The organism is Novimethylophilus kurashikiensis, assembly GCF_003112435.1.
Classification (GTDB): Bacteria; Pseudomonadota; Gammaproteobacteria; order Burkholderiales; family Methylophilaceae; genus Novimethylophilus; species Novimethylophilus kurashikiensis.
In genome coordinates, this window is record NZ_BDOQ01000007.1 from 102,035 (window position 1) to 128,422 (window position 26,388).

Below are 26,388 nucleotides of genomic sequence, written 5' to 3' on the forward strand. Positions count from 1 at the left end.
TCATCAAGGACCTTATGAAAACGCTGTTTACATTCGGATTGGGGCTGATATTTGGCGCCCTGATTATTAATCACTACACCCCCTGGGTGGCGCCCTCGCTGGACTCCACAATTCTCACGGCTATCTGGGTCACGCTTTGCGGCATCGGCTTCGGCGTCACCGCATCGGTAGTATTCGTTACCTGCGCAGGATGGATGTTGATTGGCTGTGCCCTGGTCGCCGCCATGCTGGCAGGCGCTGCGCTGTCTGGGCTGGATTGGCTCGCAGTAAAGCTGTTCAACCGGTTGAACCGTGTTAATCGATTGGCCCCGCAGGAGCTTTCCCGCCCTGGAGCCGCAAATGAATAAATGGGTCCAGCCCGCAGCGGCAAGTGTGCTCTTCGTGGCAACCCTGCTGCTTGCCTTGAGTATGCACACCATCCCCGCGCTGTTATCGGGCCTCCTGGCGTTCGCGCTCACCCGTCATCTGCTGGGATTCCTGCAACGTTATCCGAACATGCAGCTCATCCTGGGCCATGAGCATCTCGCCGGCCTCCTGGTTGGGCTGGGTTCGTTCGTCGTACTGGCGGCAATTGGCATGGGGGTAGCACATCTGCTCGAAGGGGAGTCGCTCAAAGGATTGATGCTTACCCTTGCTGTTACTATCAAGCAGTCCAAGCATTATTTGCCTCTATCCGTGGCCTCCCAGCTACCAGAGACGGTCCTTGAACTTAAGGAGCGATTTTCCGATTCACTTCGAGAGCATGCCGGTACGCTGGCCGATATTGGAACGCATGCGATGCATACCCTGGTGCTTACGCTTATTGGCTGGATTGCAGGCGTATTAGCGGCTGTACGGAAGCCATGTGCCGAGAAACTCGCTCCTTTCACGTCCACATGGTTGAAGCTATGGCAACAGCTCGGAATTGCCTTTGAGCACGTCGCATTCGCCCAATGTAAAATCGCAGGCCTTAATGCAGCCTTGACCGGTATTTTTCTGCTCGGCATCTGCCCATTGTTCGGGTGGCACATCCCGTTCGCTAAATCCATGGTGCTAGTCACCTTCCTGTGCAGCCTCATCCCGGTTGTCGGGAATTTGGTATCGAATACCGCTATTTGTACGCTGGCGCTCGGCGTCTCGCTGCCTGCCGCAGCAGCAGCCCTCGGCTTTCTTGTCGTCGTGCATAAGCTCGAATATTTCATGAATGCTAGGATTCAAGGGCATGAGATTGGGGCCCAAGCTTGGGAGCTCCTCATTATGCTGTTCAGCTTCGAATTATTGTTCGGGCCAATTGGCATGGCGGCGGCACCTGTTTTTTACGCTTTTGTTAAAAACGAATTGCGCAGACACGCATGGCTAACCAAATAACTCGCAATAAGACACATTTAAGCCTATACAAACTTAGGTAAAATCAAAACTTAAGTAAGAGGCTCTATGACTACTAAAATCAATATCATTACGCACGATAAGGTTGTGCACGCAGATGATGTTTTTGCAGCTGGTATTTTGCAAATCATCTATCAGAAAGTCCATGTGACCCGCACGCGCGACCTCGACATTCTGAGAGCCGCCACCGGGGCACCCAACACATTCTTGCTGGATGTAGGGGGCCGGTATGACGCTGAACAGCGTTTATTCGACCACCATCAGCCAGAAGGTGCTGGTTTCCGTAATGCAGCTAGCGGTGAATGGCCGTATGCAACAGCAGGACTGGTTTGGAAGCATTACGGCGCACAAGCTGTGCGCAAATTGCATCCAGACTTGAATGCTGAGAGCATCCAGGAGATTGTCACCCATATCGATGAATCAGTCGTTCGATACATCGATGCAGTTGACTGCGGTGTTCGCATTAAAACGGCGGGTCCGTCATTGTCGGCGTTAATTGGCAGCTTCAACCCCTCCTGGTTTGAGGAGGATGAGGATGTCTTTCCGTTGGTAATGAACCTGGCGCAAGTGCTGCTCACCAACTTTATCAAGCGTCATGCCGGCAAGGTAATGGCACGAGACAAGGTCCGGGCGTCTGAAACTATCCATGATGGTCAGATACTCTTACTTGAAAAGTGCTTGCCTTGGTCGGAAGTGGTGTCGAATGAGATGCCCGGGGTGTTGTTTGTGGTATACCCCGTCGGTGAATCCGAAGGGTCGCGTCCGCAATGGCAACTTCGAGCAACTGTGAACGACGATATGACCCCGCGTATCAAGCTTCCTCCGCAATGGGGAGGTCGTGAACGTACGGCTCTTGCTACAGTATCAGGTGAAAACACTGCTGTGTTCTGTCACCGTTCCCGTCACCTTGCTGGTGCGGAAACGATGGAAGGTGCTATTTCGATGGCAATGACCGCGATAGAACATGTTGCGCGCGAAGAACGTCTCGTCGCGTAGCAGGCTTTACTCCATCAGCCCCTGGACTTCTTCCAGGGGCTTTTGCGTTAGGGATGTCGGGTTCCGGACCTATACTCAAGACCACTTAATAGCGGAGTATTCATGGCCACCCCGGATTCTCAATCAACCTCCAAGGCAGCACGTTCGACCGTAAAAACCCCAAAGCCACGCAAGACCTCCGCAGCGCCGGCCCCCGTACCGCAAAAGCAATACGTGCTGGACACCAACGTCCTGCTCCACGACCCGACCTCCCTCTACCGCTTCGAAGAGCATGACGTTTACATTCCACTCGTCGTGCTGGAAGAACTCGACCGTCACAAGAAGGGCACTGCGGATATCGCGCGAAATGCCCGACAAGTAACGCGCCAGCTCGACACCATCCTGCTGGATGGCTCGATGGAAGAGGGATTCTCTCTCTCAGGCGCCTCCAATGGCGTTGCAACGGGCAGGCTCTACTTCCGTAGCGCCGAAGACTGCGAGACGGCTGACAAGCTTCCGGCGCTCGAGCAAGATAAGGCAGATAACCAGATTCTGGCTTGTGCCATGTGCCTGCTCAAGACCCATGGGAACACGGTCCTGGTGACCAAGGATATCAATCTCCGTGTGAAAGCACTGGCCTGCGACATCCCGGCACAAGACTATCGAAGCGACAAGGTGTTGTCTGACGAGGATGTGCTTCCGCCTGGCTTCATGCGTGTTGACGAAGACTTCTGGACTACCTACCAGGATACGGATGCCACCTTCTGGCGCCGGGATGGCCGCCAGTACACGACCATCAACATCAAGCTACCCGTTAATTCCTTTCTGACCGAGGACCTGGGCAAGGGCCGCACGCGGATTTGGCGCGTCGAAAGCCATACCGCTCACGAATCCATCGTTTACAGCACCCTGGGACCCCTCGATGACCGCGATACGATGGTGACGGCACGCAATGACGAACAAGTCATGGCACTCAACCTGTTGCGCGACATGGATGTCGATTGCGTGGCTTTGCTTGGCCAGGCTGGTACAGGTAAGACGCTTCTGGCCCTGGCAGCTGGTATGGAGCAGGTGAAGCAGGGTAAATATCAGGGCGTTCTGGTCACCCGGGCGACCGTGCCCATGGGCGAAGACATCGGCTACGTTCCTGGCACGGAAGAAGAGAAGATGAATGCCTGGCTAGGAGGTTCGCTGCGCGACACCTTCACGGCGCTCGGCATTTCGACCGACCCTCGGCAAAACAAGCATGGGGTGCCGCCTGCGGCCCTCGTGGAGATGGCCTCCATGAGCTTTATGCGCGGCCGAAGCTTCCAGGGTAAGTACATCATCATCGATGAAGCCCAAAACCTCACTGTGCGTCAAATGCGCGCATTGCTCACGCGCGTTGGCGAAGGCACGAAGGTCGTGCTTGCCGGTAACTTGAGCCAGGTTGATAGCCCGTATCTCGACGAAGGCAGTTCTGGCCTTGCCTGGGCAGTGAAATGCTTGCAAGACTGGGAGCATGCCGGACATCTCATCCTGAGCCAGGGTGAACGTAGTCGCTTGGCCACCTTCATTGAGGAGGTCGCTGACCGCAACGACCAGCACTAAAGTGCAACCGAAACAAAAAGGCGCCCTTGAGGCGCCTTTTTGTCGGCAAAACTAGCATTAAATGATATACTAGTCCGTTCAAAAAATCAGTTATCTGCATGGACCGTCGTCAGTTCTTACGCATGGGCCTGGGGCTAGGTGCCGGGCTGCTACTATCGCAACTTCTGCAAAACAATGCGGAAGCGGCGGAGCCTGCGTTTGGATTTGACCTCAAAACCGGGATTCGCACCGTCGACCTTTGGCGCCCTGAAACCAGGGAGCGACTTCAGCTCAGCTATTTGCAAGATGGGCAGTGGGTCGACAACGCCTATCCGCAGTTGTGCTGGCTGTTGCGGGACTTTCACGCCAATGAGGCGGTGCAAATGGACCCAACGCTCATTGCCATTCTGGATTGGACCCAGCACTACCTTGCGCAATTCGGGTATACCGAGCCGCTGCAAATTCTTTCTGGGTACCGCAGCCGTAGAACAAACGCACATACGGAGGGCGCTGCTCGCAACTCTCAACATCTCTATGGAAAGGCGGTAGACTTCCGCGTGCCCGGCTTGCCGGCGGGGTACTTGGGAAGGCTAATGGCCTGGTTGTCGCAAGGAGGGGTGGGGATTTATGAGAAGGATGGGTTTGTGCATGTCGATACCGGCCGTATCCGATTATGGCGCGGGCATCTCGTTTCCCGCCGGTGGCATCAGGATTTGCCGGGTGTAGTGGGATAGCGATGCAAGCCTACCTCGCATTCTGGTTCGACGCGTTGCCTCCGGCTGCACTTGCGCTTGAAGTGCTCATGTTGGTGTTGACGATAGTCTTGGTGCGAAGCTCCATGCACCCCTCGACGTTCGCGCTCGTCTCCTGGGTGGGCACGGTGACGCATGAGGCTAGCCACGGGATTGTGGGCCTTGTGCTGGGCGCCAAGCCCTGTGAACTGTCCCTGTTCCCCAAGCAGAATGCGGATGGGAGCTGGACGCTGGGCTATGTCGCGTTTTCCAACATGCGCTGGTGGAATGCGCCGTTTACTGCCATGGCCCCCATGTTGCTGGCGCCACTGGCCATCTGGCTCGTGGCGGACTGGGCGTATCCCTTTATCGTAGCGGGCGACACCCTGGGGTCGCTCTGGCGCACCAGCATCTGTTCCATCATCTTTCAGGCCTCCTGGCCCAGCAAGCAGGATTTCAAGGTGGCTGCCCCCGGTCTTGCGGTGATTATTTTTCTGCTTTGGTTATTCAATTAACGTAAGTTTTGCTATACCGAGATTCTATTTTTCGGTTTTCGGTAAATGGCAGTTTCAGGCGGTATACCGCCTCAGAGCAAAGTCGAGGACGCGCGTCATCGCGCCATCCTGCGATATTCCAGAGATTCTAGCTGGCAGGCGACGTTTGGCGTCGCACTTCTTTATCTGACCAATGAGATTTGTTCGGAGCTACATCCATCTCTGGCTGGGGACTATGTGTTTCTCGGCATCCTGACGTATTCGGCGGCGGTTTCGCTGTTGATGTCGCTGGATAACTTCCGAAGGATGCTGGCATTGTCCAGATGAGACTGTCCCGAGAGCCATCAATTTGAATGCTATACAGGCAAAGGACGACCTTTGCGTCAAGAAAGGGCTTTTATGCAGTTAGTCGACTACACCCATCCAGGTAAAGTCCCCGCGCTTCGGTTGCCGGTGGACCGCCGGGCAGCGCGCTACTACTTGCGCTTGGACGAATTGCCATATGGCCATCCCTATTATTCACGCGAATGGGGTTTATTCCGCTATCCAGAATGGCTAGAAGGCGGTTCAGCCTGGTTTCAGGCCAAGGAGATTGCCAATGACCTTTCCGCCCTTGCTGAAGCCGGCAATATGGACGAGCTGCGCCCGGTAGTTGGCAGCGCCGACCCTGCATTTGATGAAGCCTTGGCTCAAGCGTTGAAACTCAGGGGATTCCGGCCAATGGTGGCTGACGTGCTTCCCCGCGAATATCTAAACCGTAGCAAGGAGTAATCATGGCTCTCGAACAACCGATGGACGCTTCAATCCTCGAGGAGAAGCGGCGCGCAGAACAACGTGACGCGGATGAGCGCCGGGCGGCTGAGCAGGAGAACCGCGTAAAGCTGCGAGACTCCGTAGTGCAGCTGCGTGAAGCCGGCGAGCCTTACGCACGGGCTCCGGCAAGCCCTAACTCGCCTTCATTCAAAATCGGCGATACGCCTGGGTTCCCCTATGTCCCGGATGGCCCGGCAACCCCCGGAAACGGAAACATGTCTCCCAAGGCGTTTGAAGAATTCAAGCAGGCCTTGATTGAGGCTGGCAAGCGTCCGGATGCTGCATCTCGGGACGTGGCCACCCAGAAGGCGGCGCATATCGTCGCCAAGGATTTTGCAGCGAAACATCATCTATCGGGCCCGGAGGGGGTTAAGGCTGAGGTTTTGCATGCCGCTCGAGCACAGGCCGCCTTTGCCGCCCGCCAGCTGGGTAAGGAAGTCGGGATGGACCCTGTTTCGTCCTCTGTGGTGGGCTATTCGCTGGAACGCGCGCTTGAGAAGGAAGGATTTCGCGTCATGGCCAACCATGCCATCGACAAGGTTGGCAACTACATGCAATCGAGCTCGGCCACGGCCGGGGCCACGGGCATCCGCGCAGAGATGGAGGGGGCGCTATCCAAATCCATGAATTGGATGGCAGAGCATGGTGTCTCTCGTGAAGCATTGAAAACCGCTGTAACGGAGCATAGTGGCAAGCTGATGGCCATCGCGACGCTCGCGCAGAATCCAGAAACGTTTCATCGGGTGGCACAATTGGCCTCCAAATCCGAGGGTGCGCTCGACCTCCTGCATAAAGCTGTTGGGGATAAAGAGCTGCGCCATGCCGTTGGTACGCTGACCCTGGCTGCCGGTGAGCAAATCAGCCTGGCCAGCAAGGGCGTGGGCTCGGTCGCCATTTTGGCGGGCTCGGCCATGAAGGGCGACTCAAGCTCTGAAATCGGCCGTGAGGCGTTCCGCGCGGCGATGTCAGTGGCAGGCGGTGCCGCTGGCGCCGTAGCTGGGGCTGGCTTCCTGTCTGTCGCTGGCGGGGTAGTGGGCGCCGAGTTAGGGTCCCGGCTTGCCGACAAGATTCTGGATAAATACGACCAGATGACCGGGCATGACGCCTCGCAGCCCACGAAGTCTCATGTCTCGCATCAGGAACTTGCTGATAGCGCGAAAGTGATAGGGGATAAGGTGAAGTCTGGCGCCCAGCACGCGGTCGGAGATAAGGTCCAATCCCTCGAACGAGAGTTCTCAATGGGCCGGCAGCAAGGCTAAGCAACTAGGCCCGCACATCGCGGGCCTTTTCATTTCAGCGTACGCCGTACGTTCGAAGGAAGCTCAAGTCCAGTGTCCAGTTACGTTTGGACAACTCCTCCTGCCTGGCTTGGACCTTGGCCAGCTCAGTTTTGAGCATCTCATCATCCCAGTCATTGAGCCATTTGAGACGGTCCAGAACCTGCGGCAACAAACCAATCCGCTGGGCGAAACCCAGGTGCTTCGCTTTATGGCATGTAGGGCATAAGGACAAAAGCGCCTTCAGCTTTTGAATGCCGGTACGCTCATCGAAGCTCCACGCCTCATGTGCCTCGATATGGGGCTCGCCACGGGAACCACAGGCGACGCAGGTATTTCCGGCAGCCTGATAGCAGAACTTGCGCAACCGGTCCCATTCCTCATCCGAAAGCATATGCCGCAGATTGGCCTCCCACACAGAGGAGGGCAACATGTCTGGCAGCAGCACTGGCACAGGGGGCTCGCCGCGGTACTGCCATTTACGCGGAAGCCATTCCTCAAAGTCGTGCAGGTACGCATCCTTGGGGATGTAATAGCCAAGGCCGATTTTGTATTGGCCGCCCGCGCTAATGAACTTGCGTTCATCCCAGTAGGGCACGCAGCAATTGATGATATCCACGCTATCTGGCGTGGCGGTGGCCGGCAAAGTCATTGCCTGGCGTGAAATCAGTTTTCCGGGAGGCCGGTTGATGTAATCCACAGGCGTTCTCGCTAAAAAATGAACCCCAGCAAAGCTGGGATTCGGTGAGTTAAGAGTGTTTAGCACAAGGTTCCGAGCCAGGCCGTAAATAAACTGACAAAGGCACGTTGAAATGAACCATCGTTTGACTGACAGCGGGGTGTGAACAGTATCCGTAACCAGGACACTGAACCTTGGTTTCCTGCCAATGCCGACAATCCCCGCACGTGGCAGGGTACTGTGAAGCCATAAATGTTTCCTCCATGAATAAATTTGACAATCCGTATAGCGTCAAATCATTGAATTGCAAGGTTGACCGTTGGTTGCGTTATATATTATTCTACGCTATACAACTGCGTAGGCACATATTCCCCGCCGTGCGTAAGCGCGATGGGCACAGTTAATTTATAAGGAGGAAACAATGTCTAATTTGGTGTGGTTTAACAATGTCCCTGACCTCATGTCCAAAGGCCAGGCTAACCCTATGACCAATACGTTCCCGCTGTACTCTGGCCCGTTTGTCCTTGTGAAGGACGCGCTGGGTGCAGACGGAACTTCAGCAGGCCCCCGTCAGGATGTTGAGCTGGTTTCCGGCCGACTCTTTAAGGCGACTCTGGGTTCTGATGAGTATGCGGTTGTGGTGCTTTGCCGAATGATGGATGTCATGGACACAACGAGTGGTGCCGTTTCGGCGAAACCCCAGTGGAGTATTTACTGTGGGGATAAGCAGGTATCTGGCGAATTTCGTGCGGATGGTAAGACGCTGGCAAGTCAGTTGCGCAAGGAAGGCAAGGTAAGCAACAAGGTCGCAAACCTCCTCGAGGCGAGCGATTGGGTTGGCAAGATTCCTGCCATGGCAAGCTGCGGATTTTTCCGGATGCAGAAGCGTAATGGGTCATACTGCACTCACACGCAAGCAGTGCTGGCCAACACGCCGAAGGAAGAATTCGAGCAGATGGCTACCGAGCTGCAGGGTTGGCTGGCTGGAGATGACACATCGTTGTCGTCGCCGACTGGTCCGCTCTCGCCTGAGGAGGAAGCGTTCTATGACGCAGCCTTCATTCAGCATGTAATGCTGGCAGGTGAACGTGGTTCTGGTAAGTCCTACCTGGCTCGTCAGGCAGCTGACAAGTACGACGCGGTGTATCTGGAGATGCAAATGCATCCCTCCATGGAAGCGTGGGAATTCCGCGCCCATGACCGAGCCTGGAATGGCAAGGTGTACACAGTGTTGGGCAAGTTGGCTGAGGCGGTGTACTGGATTCAGAAGGGGAAGAAGGTCGTGCTCTGCATGGACGAATTCCTCAACATGAACCCGTTGTACGCAACCACCATCAATACGCCGTTGTCGCTGACCGAGCGGGACACGTACATCATCGAAACTGGGCGCATCATCGATTTAGGTGATGGTATCGGCCAGATTGAGACGGTGGAAGTGCCTGCTGACTCGTTCTGGGTTGTCGCTACGAGCAACATTGGGGCGCGTTATGGCCTCGATAAGATTGCTCCAAGCGTGCGTGCACGTTTCCAAATCATCTTGATGAACACGAATCCTGAACGGACTAAGACCATCGTCGAGAAAAACCTCGACAAGTATGGGATGCCGTTCGATTTGTCGGAGATGTTCCGGAAGTTCATCGAGGCGTGTAATCAGGCAGTTGCTGAAAACACGCTGGATGAGGAAGCCACGACTCGCTTGGCTTGTAATGTTCTGCGCGCTTGTCATATGAAAGCGAAGCGGGACAAGAAAAGTTATTCGACGACACGCCAGTGGCTCCCGCAAATCAAGAAACAGCTCATGCTGGAAATTGCTCAGGTGGTGAACTTCGAGTTGGGTCCTTTGGACTCCGACCAGGAGGCTCGCTACAAGGCTTTGGTTGACGGCAGCTTCAAGTAAAGCAGTACCGCAGTATCGCAGTAGTTCTCAAGTCTCCCGTGTTTTACGACCGGGAGACTCACTCCCGAACACATCGCGCGCAAGCGCTTCGTCCGCGAGTTGAAGGGCTACTCCCGATAACTCAGCGATACAACTTTACAAAGAGAGGAATCAATCATGTCAGCAACAGGCTTTTTATTGGCAGAATCGCTTTCCGAAGCGTTTCGTAAGCCATACCATCAGGGCGACACCAACATCACGGTGCAGTACCTGATTGAAGGGTTGGCCATCGGCGAATACCGGGTAATGCTGAAGCGTGACTTCGATACGGCTTGCTGGATTCCTCCAGTGGGTCGCCGCGGTTCGCATTCGATTTACTACGGTGACCGCATGCTGGACCGGCTTATCGACCAGTTCGTTAAGGTGGAGGGGGTTGGTATGCCACCTACCGAAGAATTCGTCGAGCAGGTCAAGGCAGAGATGGCGAAGCCGGCAGCTCCAGGCACTCCAGTTAAAGGCAGGAAATCACCTGCTCGTCCGCCCCTCACGCGAGTGTTGGATGCACGGGTTGACTGGTTAAAAACCAACTTGTCTAAGGCGACTTGGGCTAAGCTGGTTGAATGGATGGTTATGGCTGTGGCGTCCTATGGGCGTCATGAGCGTGAACACGCCAGGCAAACCACGCAGGACATGAAGCAGGTGAATCGGGACCTCGCTGCACTGGAGATTCCGTTTCAGTTGTTCAACCTGTTCGAAGATAGCCGAATCGAGCACTTTTCAAGAGAGTGGCTCAATGCCAAATTCGATTGGATGGTGTTCGAGGATATCGCTCCGGCCAATAACCCGTACAACATGTACCTTCGCTGCATTCAGCTCGAGGGAGAACGTGATGACGCGGCGTTGGACGACGAAACCCCTTTCGATAAGGATGGGACGCGGACTATCGGTCACGTCGCAGATTCGGTGATGTCCTATTACCATCGAGCATGCAAATGCACGACCTCGGAACAGCTGTATCCTATCATCAAGGAGTTCTTGGAGGAATTCAAGGACGATATGCCGCCGCTGCCGCCCCCTCCGGGTGGGTCTGGTGGTGGAGGCGCACCTGGCAGTGGCTCCGACCCTGGTAAAGGGAAGGGCGAGGGTAAGCCAGGTGAAGATGAGGAGTCTGCCGGCGGTAAGGGTGAAGGCGAAAGTGAAGAGGATGAGTACAACGGCGCAGGGGAGCGCGCTGGTGACCTGTCGTTGGCTGCGGAAGCGGCTGACAAGGGTGATGAATTCTTCACTGAGTTTGAGTCTGGTATCGAAGTTGTCGGTGGCACGGACCCTGAAGGCAAGGCTGCTGATGCGAAAGCAAAGGCGGCGGTTAAAGGGGACCGGACACCGAGCGACAAGGATGTCGGCAAGTCGCATGGTCAGGGCATTCCTGAATCCATCATTCCTGATGGGGAAGGGGGTCGTGGCAAGGTTGAGCATTTCCTGACATCAAAGGCAGGGGAGATTGACCCGGCATATCAAAAGCGGGTTGATAACCTGACGGCGATGCTGATGCAGATGTTCAAGTCGCATACGCTACCGGCAGCACTGGAAACACCTGGTCGGCGCATGTCGGGCCGTCATTTGGCCCATGGTGAAATTCGGCACATCCACAAGCGGGTATTTGGCGGCAAGGGTAAACGGAAGTATTCGGTTATCTATGACTGCTCAGGCTCGATGAGTGGACGTCCGGACCGGGAAGGAAAACTGTTCTTGTTGGCAATGAACAATCTGGCAAAACGTGGCTTCCTGGAAGGGTCGCTCATCTTGTCCGGATTCGTTGGTGGCCGACCGAGCTGGATTTCCTATCCGTTCCCGGTGAAGGATGAAATCATCATGCGCATACACCCGCATCATTCCGCAGAAGGGCTCCAGACAGCATTGGAGCACAACCTGCCGAAGATACAGGGGATGGATGATGTGTTCGTGTATACCGATGCCAACATCTGTGACACGCCCATCAATCGTGGATTGTTTGCAAAACGCCGCGTCTGGCCAGTTGGCCTGTATGTCGGCAAGGAAGAAATGGCTTCCATCATGGAAGAACATTTTCCGCAAAACATCATTCGCGACACCATCGAGGAGCTGGTGAAAGTAATGCTGACCCGTAACCGCCGTACTGTGGGGTAATCAAAAGCAGCCGGAGAGCATCCCGGCTGCATGAGGACAACTAGGAGAAACTCATGATTCGCTAGACCAAGCAGAGCCGCCCCTTCTCGGACGGCTCTGTTGTTTTATGCGCCCAATAAAAAGCCCACGTAAAAATACGCGGGCTTTTGAGATTTTGAAACTGATAAGGCTGCAGCGCTTAGAGCGCTACAACATCACCTGATACACGATTGATGATTCGAACACTGGAGCCGCTTTTTCGGATTTCTTCCGCATTAAGGCGCGCTGCTTTCAAGCTATCGAAGGACAAGTCCTCCAACCAGCCATCAGCAGTGCCTTCCTCGCAGCGGTAGGTCTGGTTGAAGCCCAGAATGACAGGCTCAGCCAAGACCTCTTCCACAAGCGCGCTATCCGCGCCAAAGGTACCGATGACAACGCCCTCATCGAGCCGGATTGAACCGTCCACGAAGGTGAAGCCGTCATAGCTCACAAGCCCAAACTGCGGACCTGATGGCTTGCCGACTACCTTGTCGCCGATACGGGCCTCAGCCGGAAGCATTTGCGACGTGACCAGCCCGAGCCTGAATGTGTCTATGGCAATTTCTTGCCAATGCAAACAGACCTGCTCAACCTTCGCGGTCGCAGCAGCACCCCCCAGCCGTTCCGCCAATCGGAGGAACGGTGCTAGAGAAGCGCCTGCGGCCATACCGCGTTGCAGCAACGGCATCCAGCTAGCCTTGCCCAGGGAAATGTCTTGCAGCCGAAAGTTTTCGCCTTCGTCCGTAAACTTCACCCCGAACTTGTTGCACCAACTGGAGAAGGCCTGCAGCGGATTGGCAGCTAGGTCTTGCAACTTGACCCACACCTGCTCCGCCGGCATCGCCTGCCCCAGCAAATCCTTGCTGGACTGAAACGCTGGACTGTTTCGCGGAACCCGCAACGGCCGGCCAGATGGGCCTATCACAGTCAACCCCATGGGGGTTTCCATGCTGGATAGCATGTTTTTCCTCCTTTCTTTGAATTTAAATAACACGGCTACTTGTAAAGCGCGGCCAATGCATGACAGAAGTGCTCGATGGCCAACTTAGTCCTCAGGTCTGTACCACCTAGTTGACCTACTGCACCCAGTAAGGGGAACTGCTCAACCAGATTGCGCCAGACGACCTTGTAGTCAAGATGACCTGCCGATGCAAGGTTATGCATCGCCTGAATCATCGACTTCCGGTCATCAGAATCGAACTCAGACACCACCATATGCGCTGCAATCATATTCAAGCCGTTGCAGGCATGATTAAGCGGTTGCTTGTTGATGTATGACCCGTCCAAGTACTTGGTTTTACCAGCAACAACATCCAGATAGGGCGCTATTGCTTTGTCAAACTTCGTACCGGTCAGCATCATGCGCGGTTCTTTTGCGAGAACATTGCACAGATTTCTCAAGTCGTAGCAGTCATCAATCGACCGAACCCTCTTTCCATTCAAAACATCCTGAATGTCAGAAGTGTCCATCAACACCATTAAGGCGTCCTCAAAAGCAACCCAGCCCTTCAACGCACAAACTGCATGGTACGCCTCATGACCACCTGCTTCTTCGTCGAACTCATCCAGCGCCAAGTCAAACAGTCCTTCAGCTTGGGCATCCGCTTGCGCTTTAGCCAATGCGTCTACCTGCTTGGATGTCAACAAATACAACTTGTCGATACCCATCTTGGTCGCCACCGCCCTAAGGTCACCCCCTCCATAGGACACCAGGAGGTCCGCCAGCGTGACATCATCCTTGAACCCTTCCAGCTTGCCACCATCCTTGCGAATCCAGACGCGCTGCGGTTCTCTGGCGCGATAGGTGTCGAAATTGATTTCTTCCGAAACCTGCTTCCCCTGCGCAAAGCTATGGAAAGTTATCTGGCCGACACGCGAGGTTCGCGCGACAACCTTACCCCCCACCACCTTACGAGAAACATCAGGAAAGCTCGACGTCAGGTGCACCGGCAAAGCTCCGCCGTAAGCTGCATTAAGCCCTTCTACCGTAGTTTTGGCGTCCGCAATTTCTTCCGCGGTCACGTACACAAAGCTCAAAAAGCTCAATCCTTCTCGCTGGGATTTAAGCCAGCTACGGAATCGAGCAGTGCCGCCAGTGGCAAGGTCATTGCAAACCAACCGGATAGGTTTATTGGCTTTGAAACTCACCTCCTCGCTCGACATGGTTTTCCCATTGCAGTGCAGCCTACCTTTTACGGAATAAGCTTCACGCAACACGGGGTCGCTAGATTTGGTGAACTTCAGTTGAACACCATTCAAGTGTTGACTGCGCTCGAACGGAACGGCCAGAAGACCTGTCCATGGTGAGTTTTTACTCGTTGCCTGAATTAACGGCTCATACAGGGCGGATTTGTTATCGCGAGTGCCGCGAGCAAACCAATGCCAGACTTCGTCGTTGCCCAATAAATTGGACAAAGTTGCTTTTGAGCTCAGGTCCGGCTGTGCATACAGCTCCCGCGCCGTTTTGATGACATGCAGTTTTGCTGCATGGTCAATCTTACGCAAGAGGGCATACACCTCATCACTGTACTTCAGTTCTTCGCGAGAAGGCATGAAGGGCAGGTTGAACGACATCGGGATTTCAATAATCATCCCTCTGAAGAACACCGATTGCCAGTCCGTTGGAGATTGAACATGGAACGGCAGACCGCCAACACCGGACTCCTGGTTGGTCAAGACCACCAAAGAGCCGTCCTGCAAGCCCTGTCGCCCATACTGCAGCGCTGTACCATGCATCGGGAAAATGCGAACACCAGCAAGGCTGGGGTCAACTTCTTCCAAATCAAGGCGAACACCACTGAAGTCCGGCAACACAGGTGAAAGAGCTGAGGGGCTATCCACGGAGAACGCATCCCCCATGGTCAGCGTCATCACTTCACGCAGCCAGCTGACCGCGCGCAGTGCTTCCGGCAAGTCGGCATCCTTCACGGGGAAGTAAACCTGCGTGCCGGTCACCGTACCTGGAACCTCGGAGGCCAACTGCACCTGAGGACGACCATCCTTCCCTTGAAACTGGAAGTAAGTCCGCTCAATCATGTCTTCAGCATTGCAAGTCACGATGTAGCATTCCCGGATGTAGCCATACGCTGCCCAGCGACCAACACCCAACCCACCAGCAGCGCCATTGTCGGCAGCTTTGGTGGAGGAGCCGAATGACAAATAGCCGTCATCTGCTTCCATAAAGGCTTTGGTCATTCCGGCACCCTTGTCGACCACCTTGATAACAGGATTATCCAGCGTCGGGAGGTAAACCATCACCCCATCCGCGGCGGACATCCCCAGGCGCTTAACAGCGTCCACACCATTCTGAATCGGCTCACGAATTGCAGCCATCAGCATGTACTTGTAGACCGTTGCCAGCATGTCGAACATAGCTCCGGAAAGGTTCATGGTCGCATGCATTGCCGACCCCAGTGCCTTCACTTCGGAACGTTGTTGATTAATGCTAATAATAGCCATCGTTGTTTCCTCTTTATGAAATAAATTTAACAGACGCAATAAGCGCCTTAGATATGTTCCTACGAGTTTGTATAGCGTATTTTACTACATAAGCCAAGGCATAAACAGCGCCACAAAGAGACAATTAACTATATTGATGCTATATTGCTAATCTGAACTGGCGCTATACGGTTATGGACATAACCATGTTCAGGCCTTTCTGGCCGAAACATTAACAAGGAGGAAATTAATATGACGTTATCTTGTGTATCTCAGGTCGCGCTCGAGTATCGTGGAGGAGGCAGCGACAAGATTTACGTGATTCAAGTGCAGTCCGAGGATATGCCTGGCGGCGGCACGACTTATCGAGCGGTAGGCTATTACGGCCGCCGCGGTGCCACGTTGTCCAGGACTGAGAAATACCATGGTCCTCGGCTTGCGGATGCTGAGCGTGCCGCTGAAAAGCTGGAGAAGGATAAGCGCTCAAGTAGTGGCTACACCACCATGGCGGTGGCTCCTGGCGATAAAATTGTTGGCATGCCGGCGGGGGTACCAGTATTTGGAGGTACGCCTGCGACATCAACCGCCACGCCTGCAGGTGCTGCGTCTGCGGCTTCTGCAGCCTCCCCCAAGGCTATCGTTGGCATGATACCGATGCTGGCTCAGGTAGCGGCTGAGAGCGCCGTTGAACCTATGCTTGCAGAACCCGATTGGGTTATGCAGCAGAAGTACGACGGTGAGCGCTGTGTCATCTCCATTCGACGCGGCACCATCAGTGCCTCGAATCGAAACGGGCATGCCAAGTCTATCTCGCAAGAGGTAGCGACGGAGTTGAGCAAGCTCTGGGCGTTGCCTGACTTCAACGATGACCGTGAGACCATTGTTGATGGGGAGCTGCTCATCGGTGACCGCTACATCGTGTATGACGTGCTGAAGTTGCGTGATGTGGATATGCGCAAGACTTCTTTCGTTGAACGTTTTTCCATGCTGGAAGAACTCCTCACCGACAGGCCCGGGTTACTGGCGCCTACGGCATGGACGGAAGAAGACAAGCGCGCGATGCTGCAGGCCGCCCAGGATAATAACTGGGAAGGCGTCATGTACCGCAACATCAATGGGAACTACACGACCGGTCGGTCATCGTTCCTGCTGAAGCACAAGTTGTGGGCTACCGCGTCTTGCCGTGTACTCACGGTAAACGCTCAGCGTTCCATTCGGGTTGCACTACTGAATGCCGCAGGTGAAGAAGAGTTTGTGGGCAATGTGACGGTCCCAGTCAATCAGGATATCCCTGAAGCTGACGACCTCGTGGAAGTGCGATATCTGTACGCCCATGAAGGCGGCCTGCTTTATCAGCCGACCTTGCTTGGCCGTCGTGATGACATTTCTGAAGCTGACAAGATTGCTGACCTGCGTCGCCCTCCAGCAGAGCGTACCGGTGAAGCAGATGCTCCTTTGAAAGCTGCTGCGTAATCGATGTAACTCAAAGCCCTCCTTGGAGGGCTTTTCTCATGCGAGCAGTGGAAGTTGATTCTTAGGGGTGCGCAGGTATTTCACGATAACGTGAATCATCGCGATAACCGACCACAGCTGGATAAAATAGGACGTGACAAGGATTGCCGTTGGAGCGATGTGCAAAACAATCATCCCGCACACAACCAGGATGCTGATAAGCGCAACACTCACCTGCATACAGCCCAGCGCCAGGGCTAGCCGCGCTGAGAACCAGACGATGCCAAACGGACTCAGGAGGGTGAGAATGATATTGCCCATCGTCAATTCGCCAACCAGGTAAAGCGCCAACAGGTTCAAAGGGACGCTCCCAAACAGCCACAGCCGCGCCTCAAGCACGGAGCCAGCCCATATCGGGCTACGAAAATCCGACTTAAGCAGCAAGGGAAGCAGCAGACGCTGGACTGTGATGTTGAAATTCAAAGTAAGACTCCTAAATGGATAGGCGCAAGGCAGAAAGGTAGTTGCGCCCCATAGACCGCAGCTTCCAGAGCAGCAATCCAATAACCAGCGTCGACAGAACCCAGCCCGGCAATACCCCCATCGCTCTAAAAATGGGTTGGGCGGCATTAAGCACGGGCCCCGCCAAAAGTAAGCCAAAGACCAGAATCAGAACGGCGCCCGCCAATACCGGGCTGTTAGCCCCACCTCGACTACTCAATGGCGGCACTGCACGGAACACAACGCCGAGTCCTGCAAGTAGATAAGCCAGCTCTCGCAACTCGATGGTATGCGTCGTCATGGCCAGCAACGCGCGCGCGACACGAACTCGCCAGCTCGGCGACTGCCTTGGTTGGATAGTAAGCATGATTTACAAGTATAACTTTAAATAGCATATATGTCACCTATACTCAAAACGGCAATTGGCCGTTTTTTGTTTTCAGGATTCCCTATGACCGGACGTGGTCACCGTTGGACGGGAGTGGGCGCCGCATTTATGGCTGCAGCGCTTGCACGGGCATTTCATCTTCCAGAGCTAGTGGCCGCTGCGGTCGCTGCAGGCTCGACCACATTACCCGATTGGGTTGAAATGCCGTTCTACCGCCGGGATGCGAAGACCGGCATGCGAGTCCGCGTCGGCGCACTAATCCCGCACCGGACTATTACCCACTGGCCTCCGCTATGGCTAGGCGTTATCTACTGGGGTGTGCATGCAGGCGGCTTCGTTGGTTCTATGGCCATAGGGGCAGCAATTGGCGCAATCGTCCATATCCTAGGGGACGCACCCAATCCCATGGGTATCCCTTGGTTAGTCCCCACCAAGCGGTTGAAGCTAGGGAAAAAGGGATGGTGGCGTTCGGGAGAACACGAAATCATGATGACTCTGTCCTTTGCAACAGCGGGATTTGTTTCATGGCAGTTGGTCAGCATGTGGAACATGAGTTAGCTTGACTAAATTGCTTATATATGGTACACTCATAATATACAATCAGACGTGGAACGTACCATGTATTTTGGCAACTTGGCTGACAAGTCGGCACAGGCTGCGCTCGTTCATGCCCAGCACCAGCCAGAGGCATGGCAAGTCTATCTGGTAAAGACTGGCGCGGAGAAGCGCACCCCGGCGCAGAACAAATTTTTCAGGTCACTGCTGCGGCGATTTGCCCAGCAGAACGGTAATTCCGTGCAGTTCTGGCATGACTACCTGGTGGAGCGTTATTTGGGGCTTGATGAGGTTGTCACTGAGGATGGGTATGTCCGCAAGGTGCTTCCCTCCACGGCTGAGTTGTCTGTTAATGAATTTTCAGACTTCTTGAGTGCTTGCTTGGTTTTGGCAGCTGAGCACCATATTACCGTGTAACTCGAATTCAAAAATTGCCTTTAGTTCATATACTAAAGGTTCGCAATAACTGCATTAACTAACACTGGACTCAATATATGTCGAAAAAAATCATTGCAATGCTTATTGGCGCCATGGGCTTTCAAGCAGCGGCCGTCCTTGCTGACGCAGGCCCGGGCAAAGCCCCGACAACCGATACCACCATGCGTTGCGACGCCCCTGTCCTCAATGTCCCCGCAGACACCTCCAAGCCTGCTCTTTATGTTGTGGACTGCCATGGTGCGGATGCTACCTCGATTGCCCCCTCTATCCGCTTCGCAGGTGAGGCGCTCATCAAGGGCACTCCGCCTTACCTTATCAATGCTGCTTACACCATCAGCTCCCAAAGTGAACATGCCACCAAGCTGGGGCAACTACCTCGCGCGGACCAGGTTGCAACTGGCGTCCTGAAGTCGAGCGCGGTGTCCTCTGCCGCCTTACCGGCCCAGTTCGCCCATCAAATCGAATGGGATGCGCCGACGGGAACCCTCTCGGTCGAAGAATCCGCTGGGGTATGGCGTGCCTACAACGTGAATTACGCAGATGCAGTGGATGAGCCGGGAATTGTAGAGTCTGGCCTGGCCTCAACTCCTGTCATCAACGGCCGGGCCAGCTCGAAGGTGGTTCTTGGCCCTAAGGTGTCTCGCTTTGCTGGAAAGGCCGTGCTGACGCAGCCTGTCGTGAAGGCTGAGCTGCGCCTGCGTGACGGAAAGCTTGAAGTGCAGATGGGTGAAACTCGCGTAGCCAACCAGGATGCCGTGCAAGGTGCGCTGCTCGCGTTGGACCGCAAGCCTGCGGATATGACCCGCGCCTGGGCGCTGGCCTCCCGTGCGCAATACCTCGGCCTCGATGACGAGGTGCATTATGCTGAGCGCAAGGTGGCAGAACACAATCCTCAGCTGCTTGAAGAGTTCCAGCAAAACGTGGCGCGCATCAAGCCCTATTCTCAGGCTAACCAACAATAACGGCGGGGCGTACCATGATTGTCAAAAAAGCGTTATTGGCAGTGCTTTTGGCGGTAGGCTCTTTGAGCGTACAAGCTGCGCCGGCACTACAGAAATGCGCTCCTATTGAAATTTCGCATACCGATTTATCCGGGTTGTCCTATCACCTTGCCTGTGACGCCGGAAAATGGCATCTGGGATACACAGGCAGCGTGCCCGCTGGCGAAGATGCCGTTAATGCTCAGTACCGATTAAGCATTGACGGCCCGGATGGCGTTTCCATGGTACAGAACCGAGTGGTGCGCTTGCCGGCTCCGGCCAGACTTGCGCAGATGTTGATGCGTGAAGCTGTGGTGCTGGACTCGGGTGAGCTCGCGCTTCGTGACTGTAAGGAAATTGGCTGCACCCTATATCGTCCAATGGTTGAATCGAAATCGCTGATTAAGGCGACGGTCACTGTAACGCCGGAATCGAAACGACTGATGGACGAAGGTGCGGCATTAAAGGCTGATATCGAGCAGCTGAAAGTAGAGTTAAGCTCAGCTCGTATGGAACGCGACACTGCGCAACGCGAGTTGCGCAAGACGCAGGATGCACTTAACCAGATGTCCGCAGAATTGACTGGATATCGGCTGGAGGCTGACAGTATTAAGCAGGTGAAGTCCTCCGCTTCACAGGAAGAGCTCCAGGCGCGCATCCGTCAACTGGAGGATGAGGTTGCTTCAGCCAAGTCGGCTGAAGTTCGAGCAATGCATACGGTTGTGGAAGTAATGCAAGCCAATCGCACATTGACTCAACGTTTGCGAGAACTGGATAGCCCGCCGGCAGATACAAAAAAGGTATCTCCCATCCCTGACGCGATGAAGTCAGAGGATGTCCGGGGTAAGGACGACGACTCCAATACGCCTAACTACATGCTTCCGTATGAGCCGTGTCACAATGTGATGGAGGAAGGACAGTCAGGCCTTCATATCAAAGACCCCGGAAAACAAGACTTCACTGCGCTGGTGTCACCCGGTACCCACCACCAGCTCGACAAGAAGACACGCCCGGCACATCGGTTCGCTCGGGTGAAAGGCCAGTGGTACGACGTATGGACTGACCCGCCCACCCCAATTGCGCCTCCAGCTAAGTTGCACCGAAATAGCTAAAGCAGCAGGACGACTCAAACGCGGAACCAAAAATTCCGCGTTTTTGTTTTTGCTTTTGACAAGCAAAAGACAATTCTTACATCAAACTGACATATCAAACCACCAATAATATTCTCCTTGTATTTACCAGAAATCTTTAATCCACTTGCTTGACAAATATTAAAATCTCCAAGCTAGTATGGTTTTAAATTGATTGGTGATTACTAGTATTTTGATATAGCGGCAATTTAATTTGTCATATCTAAAATTCCCTTGGCATGTTGGGAACTTTGGCTATACTTGCATGCAGATACTGGACTAACACAGGGCCTCTACGGCCTCCAAGACAAACTTTTTGGGAGGGCAAAATAATAATGGGGAGACCTTCAGTGATATTGGGGAAGCACGCACAATACTAAAACTGTCAAGGTTTCATGGTTGGCATATCTGAAAACACTTGCATTTCAAACTTGTTTAGCGTATAAATAGCGAAAACGACTTGAATATTCATGCATTTTTGGAAATAGTGTAATTTAAAAAGGAAATATCATCATGTCTCAGTTTGATAAATACACCACCGCTGAGTACGTTGAAGGTTTGCGCGTTTTTCTCAACATCAAAAAGCAAGGCTTCCAACGTGAGGCAGGACTTGTTCGGGACCCAGGCACGAAGCGTAAAGGCCGTCTTCCGAGCTACCCTCAAGAAGCTATTAAGCTTCTCGAGGATGAAGTAAACAAGAAGGCGGCGCTATGTGAGTCGGCAACCACCACGTTTGGTGAGCGCTTTCGCATAGCACGTGACTATCTCGGCTATAACGATTCCCAGGTCGCAAGACAGTTGGGTGTCAGCCGGGAGCTGGTGCGGCGCTGGGGTGAGAACATCCACCGCCCGTCGTGTGTACCGGAACTTGCAGAACTTTTGCAGGTACCGCTGGATTGGCTGGAGTATGGCGGCGAAGAATATTTGCCAGCCAACAGTCATATCGGCGTTCGAGTCGGGGAGGAGAATCTGTTATGGCGCGAGCAGCTGTTTGGTATGACGCTCGACGTTGTGGCAGAACTCCCGGATGACGTGGATGTCCCTCAGGCGCAAGCCTACATTGAAGATGCTGTGTTCACTCGTTACGACCTGGCGCATGCCGCCCGTCGAGCAGGTGGTCGCTGGCAAACCGTGGGAGCAACGCTGCTGTTCTCTCCGTGGATTCCAATTAAGGAACATGGATTGATGCGTCGCTACTGGTCGGATGAAGTCGAAGCTATCATCAGTGAAGAGCTGGACCTCAACCAGACTGTCCTCGCGGCATGGGAGGCGGTAAAAGCTCGTTGTGAGGCATTGGGCCTGAGTTCGGAGCAATACCCGAAACTCATCTCCCTGCATAAGCGTATCGAAAAGGAACGTACTCGTGCTGAAACATTCGGGGTAGACCTGAATGACATGATTGCGGCATCTGTCGAGGCGTATTCGCAACATCATTAACCAACCTTTAAGGGCTACCAACTCTCTGGTAGCCCGATGGAAACAGCAACCAGCAATGTCCGTCGTCTGCAGTCTCCAAAGGCGCCCGGTAATCGACCACCGGGCGCTTTCACAACTGATTATCGAAACCGGTCTGTCTCCCCTTGAAGCGCAGCTTTTAAGCTCGCGTGGGGACCTGGGAGCACACTCGCCGGCGCTCCCAATCCTGCTCACCACCCCAATGCGCGACATGGCCAGCGCAGCGATGCGCTTGCATGAGGCCATTGAGGCTCAGGAGCAGGTGGTGGTGATTGCGGACTATGATTGCGACGGCGCAACCTCCTGCGCAGTGGCCGTCGCCGGCCTGACTGAATTGGGCGCTAAAATCGGCTATGTCGTTCCAGACCGCATGGTTCACGGTTACGGCATTTCGCCCTCCGTCGTCGACCTGGCCTTGGACCATTACCCAAATGCGCGCGTCATTCTTACCGTAGACAATGGCATTCTGGGTCATGCCGGAATCTCCTACGCGGCAGGGAAGGGGTTGGCAGTAATTGTGACTGACCATCACCTGCCCGGGGATACCTTGCCTTCTGAGGCCCTTGCTGTCATTGACCCCGCGCGGGAGGACTGCCCGAGCGGCCTGCAGAAGCTCGCTGGTGTGGGTGTGGCATTGTGGATGGTTGCCGCTGTAAAGCGTCTACGCACAGCATTTGGGATGCAGACCCCCTCGCTCAATTTCTTGCTGCCTTATGTGGCGGTAGGCACTGTCGCCGACATGGTTGGACTTGACGTTGCGAATCGGAAGCTCGTCTCAGCAGGGCTGGACGCCATGCGCCGCGGTAACGTTCCAGTCGGGATTCAGGCGCTCATTAATGAGGCAGGCTGCGTTCCTGCCTACATCACCACCCAGGACATTGGGTTTGGCCTAGGCCCGCGCATCAATGCGGCCGGACGTCTGGATACCATGGATTCCGGCATCGAACTTTTGCTTACCCGCGATGAAAAGAAAGCGCGGCAGCTAGCCAAGCTCCTGACGGAAACCAACGATGAACGTAAGCGCCTGCAAAAGGAGGCCGTTGATGATGCCTCGCTGGTGCTCGACTTCACCTTCACCGAGGATACCCTGGCCATTGTGAAGGGTAGCCCTAACTGGCACCCTGGCATCGTTGGCCTAGTCGCTTCCCGCATCAAGGAAAAGCATCATCGGCCAACCTTCGTCTTTTCGCTGCATGACGGCGTCGCCAAGGGCTCTGGGAGGTCCATCCCGGGCTTCCACCTTAAGGACGCCCTCGAAGAAGTCGCGCGTCGTGCACCTGGCGTTCTATCCAAGTTCGGCGGCCATGCCATGGCTGCAGGAGCGACGCTTGAAAATGTGGGCGCATTAGAGGCCTTTGAGCGTGCATTTATCGATGTCGCCAAGGAGCGCGTGACTCCAGAGATGCTTGAGAACACGCTTTGGAGTGATGGCCCAATGCCAAACCTTTCTGTGGAGGACGCTGCGCGCGTGTTGCGCCATCCATGGGGGCAAGGCTTCGAGGCGCCAGCTTTTGATGATGCCGCAGTCATCAAGGAAGTGCAGCCGTTGGGGTCGAGCGGCCTGCACTGGAAGATTCGGGCAAAAATCGGGGATAACGACGTGCCGGAAACGGTGGTCATGTTCAACCAGCCGGAGCCGACCGTTGGCCAGGAAGTCCAGATGTATCTGGCTCCCAGCCTGAATACTTGGAAGGGAAAGACCTCCCTGCAGTGGCAGGGAAGGGTGTTGAACTAGGCGGCGTCCACCAGCACGGTCTTTTTGAGTTCCGCGACCTGGATGGCTGTGCCAGCGCCGAATACGGCATCAATCTGCTCAGCATAGCGCAAAATCAACGCTTTCGTTAAACGCGTATCCTTGGTTCCTGGCTCACGATGATTATTGGTGAGGTCCCGATGATTGCGGTGGCGTTGTTCCGGATTTTCACCATGTACTTCCAGTTCGCCAGGAGTGTACACGCTGGGCTCTAACTGGCTCGCCCAAAACTTGCTGCCATATCGCCAAATCAAACGAAGTGCACCTTTTCGCGCAAGGACGATACCCTCAGCGCTAAAATCGGTTCCATTTTCATACCTTGGCGCAACTTCAAATAACCCGGAGTTCTTCCGTCCGCCGTTCTTTCGCTTATCGCGGGCGGTTTCGGCTTTATTATGCTCGATGGCGAGTATCTCCTCGCGCTCCCTCAAATTCGAAAGAAACTTATGAATTTCAGGCACCGCCGAATCATCCCCCTCGTTCACACGCGTAAGCAAGTCAACAGCAGTTTCAAATTTTGAGGAGCGTTCGAGGATGGAGAGATGTTTGAATGCCATGATGGATTCCGACTGTAAGGAATACCTTCTGAATATAGCATTATTTGCTATAATAGTCAATCAGTTAATGTGCAACTTTGTTTCCAGTTTCGAGTTTTGTGCGTTAATCTGTTTCCGCTCCCTATACTGGTACATGGAAATATGGTTCCGTTTGTGTGAACCCGACGGGTAGGTAGAGTGCCCCTGTGGACGAAGCTTGAGCATTTGCTCGCTGTTGACGACGGTCGACATCCTCAAAAAGAAGTTTTACCGCAGTGACGCCTTTAACTATCCGCCAAAACACGGACGTCCGTCAGCGACATTGAGCGTAAGCTCTGTTGTGACGATGAAAGGCCATTCTCGGTAACTTCTCTCTCCCACACCAGTTCTCTGAACTGGTGTTTGTTTTTATTAGAGCCTTTGAGGCTTAAACCCTGGCTGAGCTCATTCGCCGGTCTTTATTGGCTTTTGTATACCGAGATTTATATTCATTCTTAGGGGTACGCTTAGCTTCATAAGGTTGTCCGGCTCTGCGAGCCGCCAGATATGGCTCAAGCCCTTTGTGAAATGTGGCCCCTTGGCAAGATTTGCACAAAATCGAGCTGTGCTCGATTGCTTCCATCAACGACTCCCTAGCCATGCCGTTATGCAAAATGGCGGAAACACACGGCCCGTCAAAGTCACGATTCAAATGATAGGTTAGCTGATTAGCTGTTCCACATTTCTCACACTTAGCTGCCGCCAGACCTTCCTTCACAATTTTTTCTAAGGAAACCCGTCTTGCGGCTGCATTAATTGCTGACCGCTCGATGATTTTTTCTTTATTCGCTAAATAATGTTCTCGACTCACGATTGCTTGGCACGGCTTGCATCGAGACTGACGTTTGCCCGTTACCTTGTTCTTCAAATTGAAATCCGTAACAGGTTTTTCAACATGGCAATGACAACATTCCTTAACTTCAATGGCCTCGAGAATTTCCATACAGTTCACTTAATTTCGTTTAGCAAGTAGGTAAGCTACCAAGTAAAACTGGCCGGATGGCCAGTTTTAGAGTAACTAGTTGAAATTCTTAAAGCTAGTATTGTGTTTCAAATGGTGTTGACTGGCTGTAGTTGCGGTTGAAGTGCTTGACGTAGGCATCAGCCAATTTTGGGTTGTTCCAGTTCACCAGCACATTCTCGGAGTTCTTGTGAGCGGCGGCGGCCGAATAGTTGAACGAGCCAAGTTCGACCGTATCCCGGTTCACGATGAGGACCTTATCATGGTGAATAGGATACACCTTGATGACGCGCACATCGGCGCCAGCGGTCTTCAACGCAGAGAGCGCGGCACGCGCCTTGCCGGAGCGGTCTTCAGAGATGTTGTTCTTGTAGTCAGCCACCAGCTTGATGGAAACGCCGTTATGCGCCGCCTTCACCAGCGCCTCGGTCACTGGCGCCGAGGTGAAGCTGTAGGACAGCATCAAAATTTCGCCACCCTTTTTCTCGGACGCGGAGTTGATAACCTTGATGACCAGATTTTCGCTGCCTTCGTCAGGGGAGAAGGCAACCTCTAGTGTGCCCGCCGCCGGCACGACAGTGCTGCCCTGGTTGGAAATTGCTTTACTGACATCATGGAAGCCTTTGGTGACGTCTTTGAATGAGAATGCGTTGGCCACACCGCCAACCGCAACCATTGCCAGGGTTAACAATGCGGATACTGCAACACGAGAGCGCGTCATTTCTTGCCTTTTGTTATCTAATATGGAACATGAAATATACTATATTAGGCACTTATTGTCAACTTAGGCATTTGTTAA

The 26,388-nt window shown here is 54.0% G+C and carries 25 protein-coding genes; 17 read left to right on the forward strand and 8 right to left on the reverse strand.

Annotated elements, in window-relative coordinates; translation table 11 throughout:
- Nucleotides 1-14: 14 nt before the first annotated feature.
- From NMK_RS09690 to NMK_RS09725, 8 genes are all read left to right on the forward strand, one after another.
- On the forward strand, nt 15-347 hold the full coding sequence (locus tag NMK_RS09690) for a hypothetical protein (RefSeq protein WP_109015548.1): 333 nt from the start codon (nt 15-17) through the stop codon (nt 345-347).
- A gap of 34 nt (nt 348-381) precedes the next feature.
- Nucleotides 382-1,347: an AI-2E family transporter gene (locus NMK_RS09695; RefSeq protein ID WP_146187161.1), complete on the forward strand. Its 966-nt coding sequence runs from the start codon at nt 382-384 to the stop codon at nt 1,345-1,347.
- Between the two features lie 66 nt (nt 1,348-1,413).
- Complete coding sequence (locus tag NMK_RS09700; RefSeq protein WP_109015550.1) at nt 1,414-2,361, forward strand: MYG1 family protein; 948 nt, start codon at nt 1,414-1,416, stop codon at nt 2,359-2,361.
- 102 nt (nt 2,362-2,463) lie between these two features.
- Nucleotides 2,464-3,930 (forward strand): PhoH family protein, encoded by a 1,467-nt coding sequence (locus tag NMK_RS09705; RefSeq protein ID WP_109015551.1) that lies wholly within the window; start codon nt 2,464-2,466, stop codon nt 3,928-3,930.
- A gap of 98 nt (nt 3,931-4,028) precedes the next feature.
- A complete protein-coding gene (locus NMK_RS09710; RefSeq protein WP_109015552.1) occupies nt 4,029-4,643 on the forward strand; it encodes a YcbK family protein in 615 nt (204 codons plus the stop codon).
- A gap of 2 nt (nt 4,644-4,645) precedes the next feature.
- Entirely contained in the window at nt 4,646-5,155 is a 510-nt protein-coding gene (locus tag NMK_RS09715; protein WP_109015553.1) for a hypothetical protein, read from the forward strand.
- Nucleotides 5,156-5,512: 357 nt separating this feature from the next.
- A complete protein-coding gene (locus NMK_RS09720; RefSeq protein WP_181376226.1) occupies nt 5,513-5,905 on the forward strand; it encodes a hypothetical protein in 393 nt (130 codons plus the stop codon).
- Between the two features lie 2 nt (nt 5,906-5,907).
- Nucleotides 5,908-7,206, forward strand: coding sequence for a hypothetical protein (locus tag NMK_RS09725; protein WP_109015555.1), 1,299 nt, complete (start codon nt 5,908-5,910; stop codon nt 7,204-7,206).
- 34 nt (nt 7,207-7,240) lie between these two features.
- On the opposite strand, the gene NMK_RS09730 is transcribed toward NMK_RS09725, so the two are convergent.
- Complete coding sequence (locus NMK_RS09730) at nt 7,241-7,924, reverse strand: hypothetical protein (protein ID WP_146187162.1); 684 nt, start codon at nt 7,922-7,924, stop codon at nt 7,241-7,243.
- 400 nt (nt 7,925-8,324) lie between these two features.
- Here NMK_RS09730 and NMK_RS09735 point away from each other — a divergent pair, with 400 nt between their 5' ends.
- On the forward strand, nt 8,325-9,800 hold the full coding sequence (locus tag NMK_RS09735; RefSeq protein WP_109015557.1) for an AAA family ATPase: 1,476 nt from the start codon (nt 8,325-8,327) through the stop codon (nt 9,798-9,800).
- Between the two features lie 156 nt (nt 9,801-9,956).
- Nucleotides 9,957-11,945 carry a hypothetical protein gene (locus NMK_RS09740; protein WP_109015558.1) on the forward strand — a complete coding sequence of 663 codons (1,989 nt, stop codon included), beginning with the start codon at nt 9,957-9,959 and terminating at the stop codon, nt 11,943-11,945.
- A 178-nt stretch (nt 11,946-12,123) separates the two neighbouring features.
- Here the strand turns inward: NMK_RS09740 and NMK_RS09745 are convergent, their stop codons facing one another.
- The gene (locus NMK_RS09745; protein WP_109015559.1) at nt 12,124-12,924 is read right to left on the reverse strand and encodes a hypothetical protein; all 801 of its coding nucleotides are present in this window, start codon (nt 12,922-12,924) and stop codon (nt 12,124-12,126) included.
- A gap of 35 nt (nt 12,925-12,959) precedes the next feature.
- On the reverse strand, nt 12,960-15,422 hold the full coding sequence (locus NMK_RS09750) for an HSP90 family protein (RefSeq protein ID WP_109015560.1): 2,463 nt from the start codon (nt 15,420-15,422) through the stop codon (nt 12,960-12,962).
- Between the two features lie 231 nt (nt 15,423-15,653).
- Between NMK_RS09750 and NMK_RS09755 the strand changes: the two genes are divergently transcribed.
- Nucleotides 15,654-16,874: an ATP-dependent DNA ligase gene (locus NMK_RS09755; RefSeq protein WP_109015561.1), complete on the forward strand. Its 1,221-nt coding sequence runs from the start codon at nt 15,654-15,656 to the stop codon at nt 16,872-16,874.
- 36 nt (nt 16,875-16,910) lie between these two features.
- Here NMK_RS09755 and NMK_RS09760 read toward each other — a convergent pair whose 3' ends face one another.
- Together NMK_RS09760 and NMK_RS09765 are read right to left on the reverse strand one after the other, a co-directional pair.
- Nucleotides 16,911-17,336 (reverse strand): hypothetical protein, encoded by a 426-nt coding sequence (locus NMK_RS09760; protein WP_109015562.1) that lies wholly within the window; start codon nt 17,334-17,336, stop codon nt 16,911-16,913.
- 10 nt (nt 17,337-17,346) lie between these two features.
- Nucleotides 17,347-17,721 carry a hypothetical protein gene (locus NMK_RS09765; protein ID WP_181376227.1) on the reverse strand — a complete coding sequence of 125 codons (375 nt, stop codon included), beginning with the start codon at nt 17,719-17,721 and terminating at the stop codon, nt 17,347-17,349.
- 84 nt (nt 17,722-17,805) lie between these two features.
- Here NMK_RS09765 and NMK_RS09770 point away from each other — a divergent pair, with 84 nt between their 5' ends.
- From NMK_RS09770 to NMK_RS09795, 6 genes are all read left to right on the forward strand, one after another.
- A complete protein-coding gene (locus tag NMK_RS09770; RefSeq protein ID WP_181376228.1) occupies nt 17,806-18,300 on the forward strand; it encodes a metal-dependent hydrolase in 495 nt (164 codons plus the stop codon).
- Nucleotides 18,301-18,360: 60 nt separating this feature from the next.
- Nucleotides 18,361-18,714, forward strand: a complete 354-nt coding sequence (locus NMK_RS09775; protein WP_109015565.1) for a hypothetical protein — start codon at nt 18,361-18,363, stop codon at nt 18,712-18,714.
- 77 nt (nt 18,715-18,791) lie between these two features.
- Nucleotides 18,792-19,697, forward strand: coding sequence for a hypothetical protein (locus NMK_RS09780; protein ID WP_109015566.1), 906 nt, complete (start codon nt 18,792-18,794; stop codon nt 19,695-19,697).
- Nucleotides 19,698-19,711: 14 nt separating this feature from the next.
- Nucleotides 19,712-20,827, forward strand: coding sequence for a hypothetical protein (locus NMK_RS09785; RefSeq protein ID WP_109015567.1), 1,116 nt, complete (start codon nt 19,712-19,714; stop codon nt 20,825-20,827).
- 531 nt (nt 20,828-21,358) lie between these two features.
- Nucleotides 21,359-22,282, forward strand: coding sequence for a helix-turn-helix domain-containing protein (locus NMK_RS09790; RefSeq protein WP_109015568.1), 924 nt, complete (start codon nt 21,359-21,361; stop codon nt 22,280-22,282).
- A gap of 55 nt (nt 22,283-22,337) precedes the next feature.
- Nucleotides 22,338-24,035 (forward strand): single-stranded-DNA-specific exonuclease RecJ, encoded by a 1,698-nt coding sequence (locus NMK_RS09795; protein WP_109015569.1) that lies wholly within the window; start codon nt 22,338-22,340, stop codon nt 24,033-24,035.
- On the opposite strand, the gene NMK_RS09800 is transcribed toward NMK_RS09795, so the two are convergent.
- The 3 genes from NMK_RS09800 to NMK_RS09805 form a co-directional block, all read right to left on the reverse strand.
- Nucleotides 24,032-24,610, reverse strand: a complete 579-nt coding sequence (locus NMK_RS09800) for a hypothetical protein (RefSeq protein ID WP_109015570.1) — start codon at nt 24,608-24,610, stop codon at nt 24,032-24,034. The genes NMK_RS09795 and NMK_RS09800 overlap by 4 nt on opposite strands.
- 406 nt (nt 24,611-25,016) lie before the next feature.
- Nucleotides 25,017-25,571 (reverse strand): hypothetical protein, encoded by a 555-nt coding sequence (locus NMK_RS18295; RefSeq protein WP_146187163.1) that lies wholly within the window; start codon nt 25,569-25,571, stop codon nt 25,017-25,019.
- 94 nt (nt 25,572-25,665) lie between these two features.
- Nucleotides 25,666-26,310, reverse strand: a complete 645-nt coding sequence (locus tag NMK_RS09805) for a phospholipase D family nuclease (protein WP_227871446.1) — start codon at nt 26,308-26,310, stop codon at nt 25,666-25,668.
- Nucleotides 26,311-26,388 lie beyond the last annotated feature (78 nt).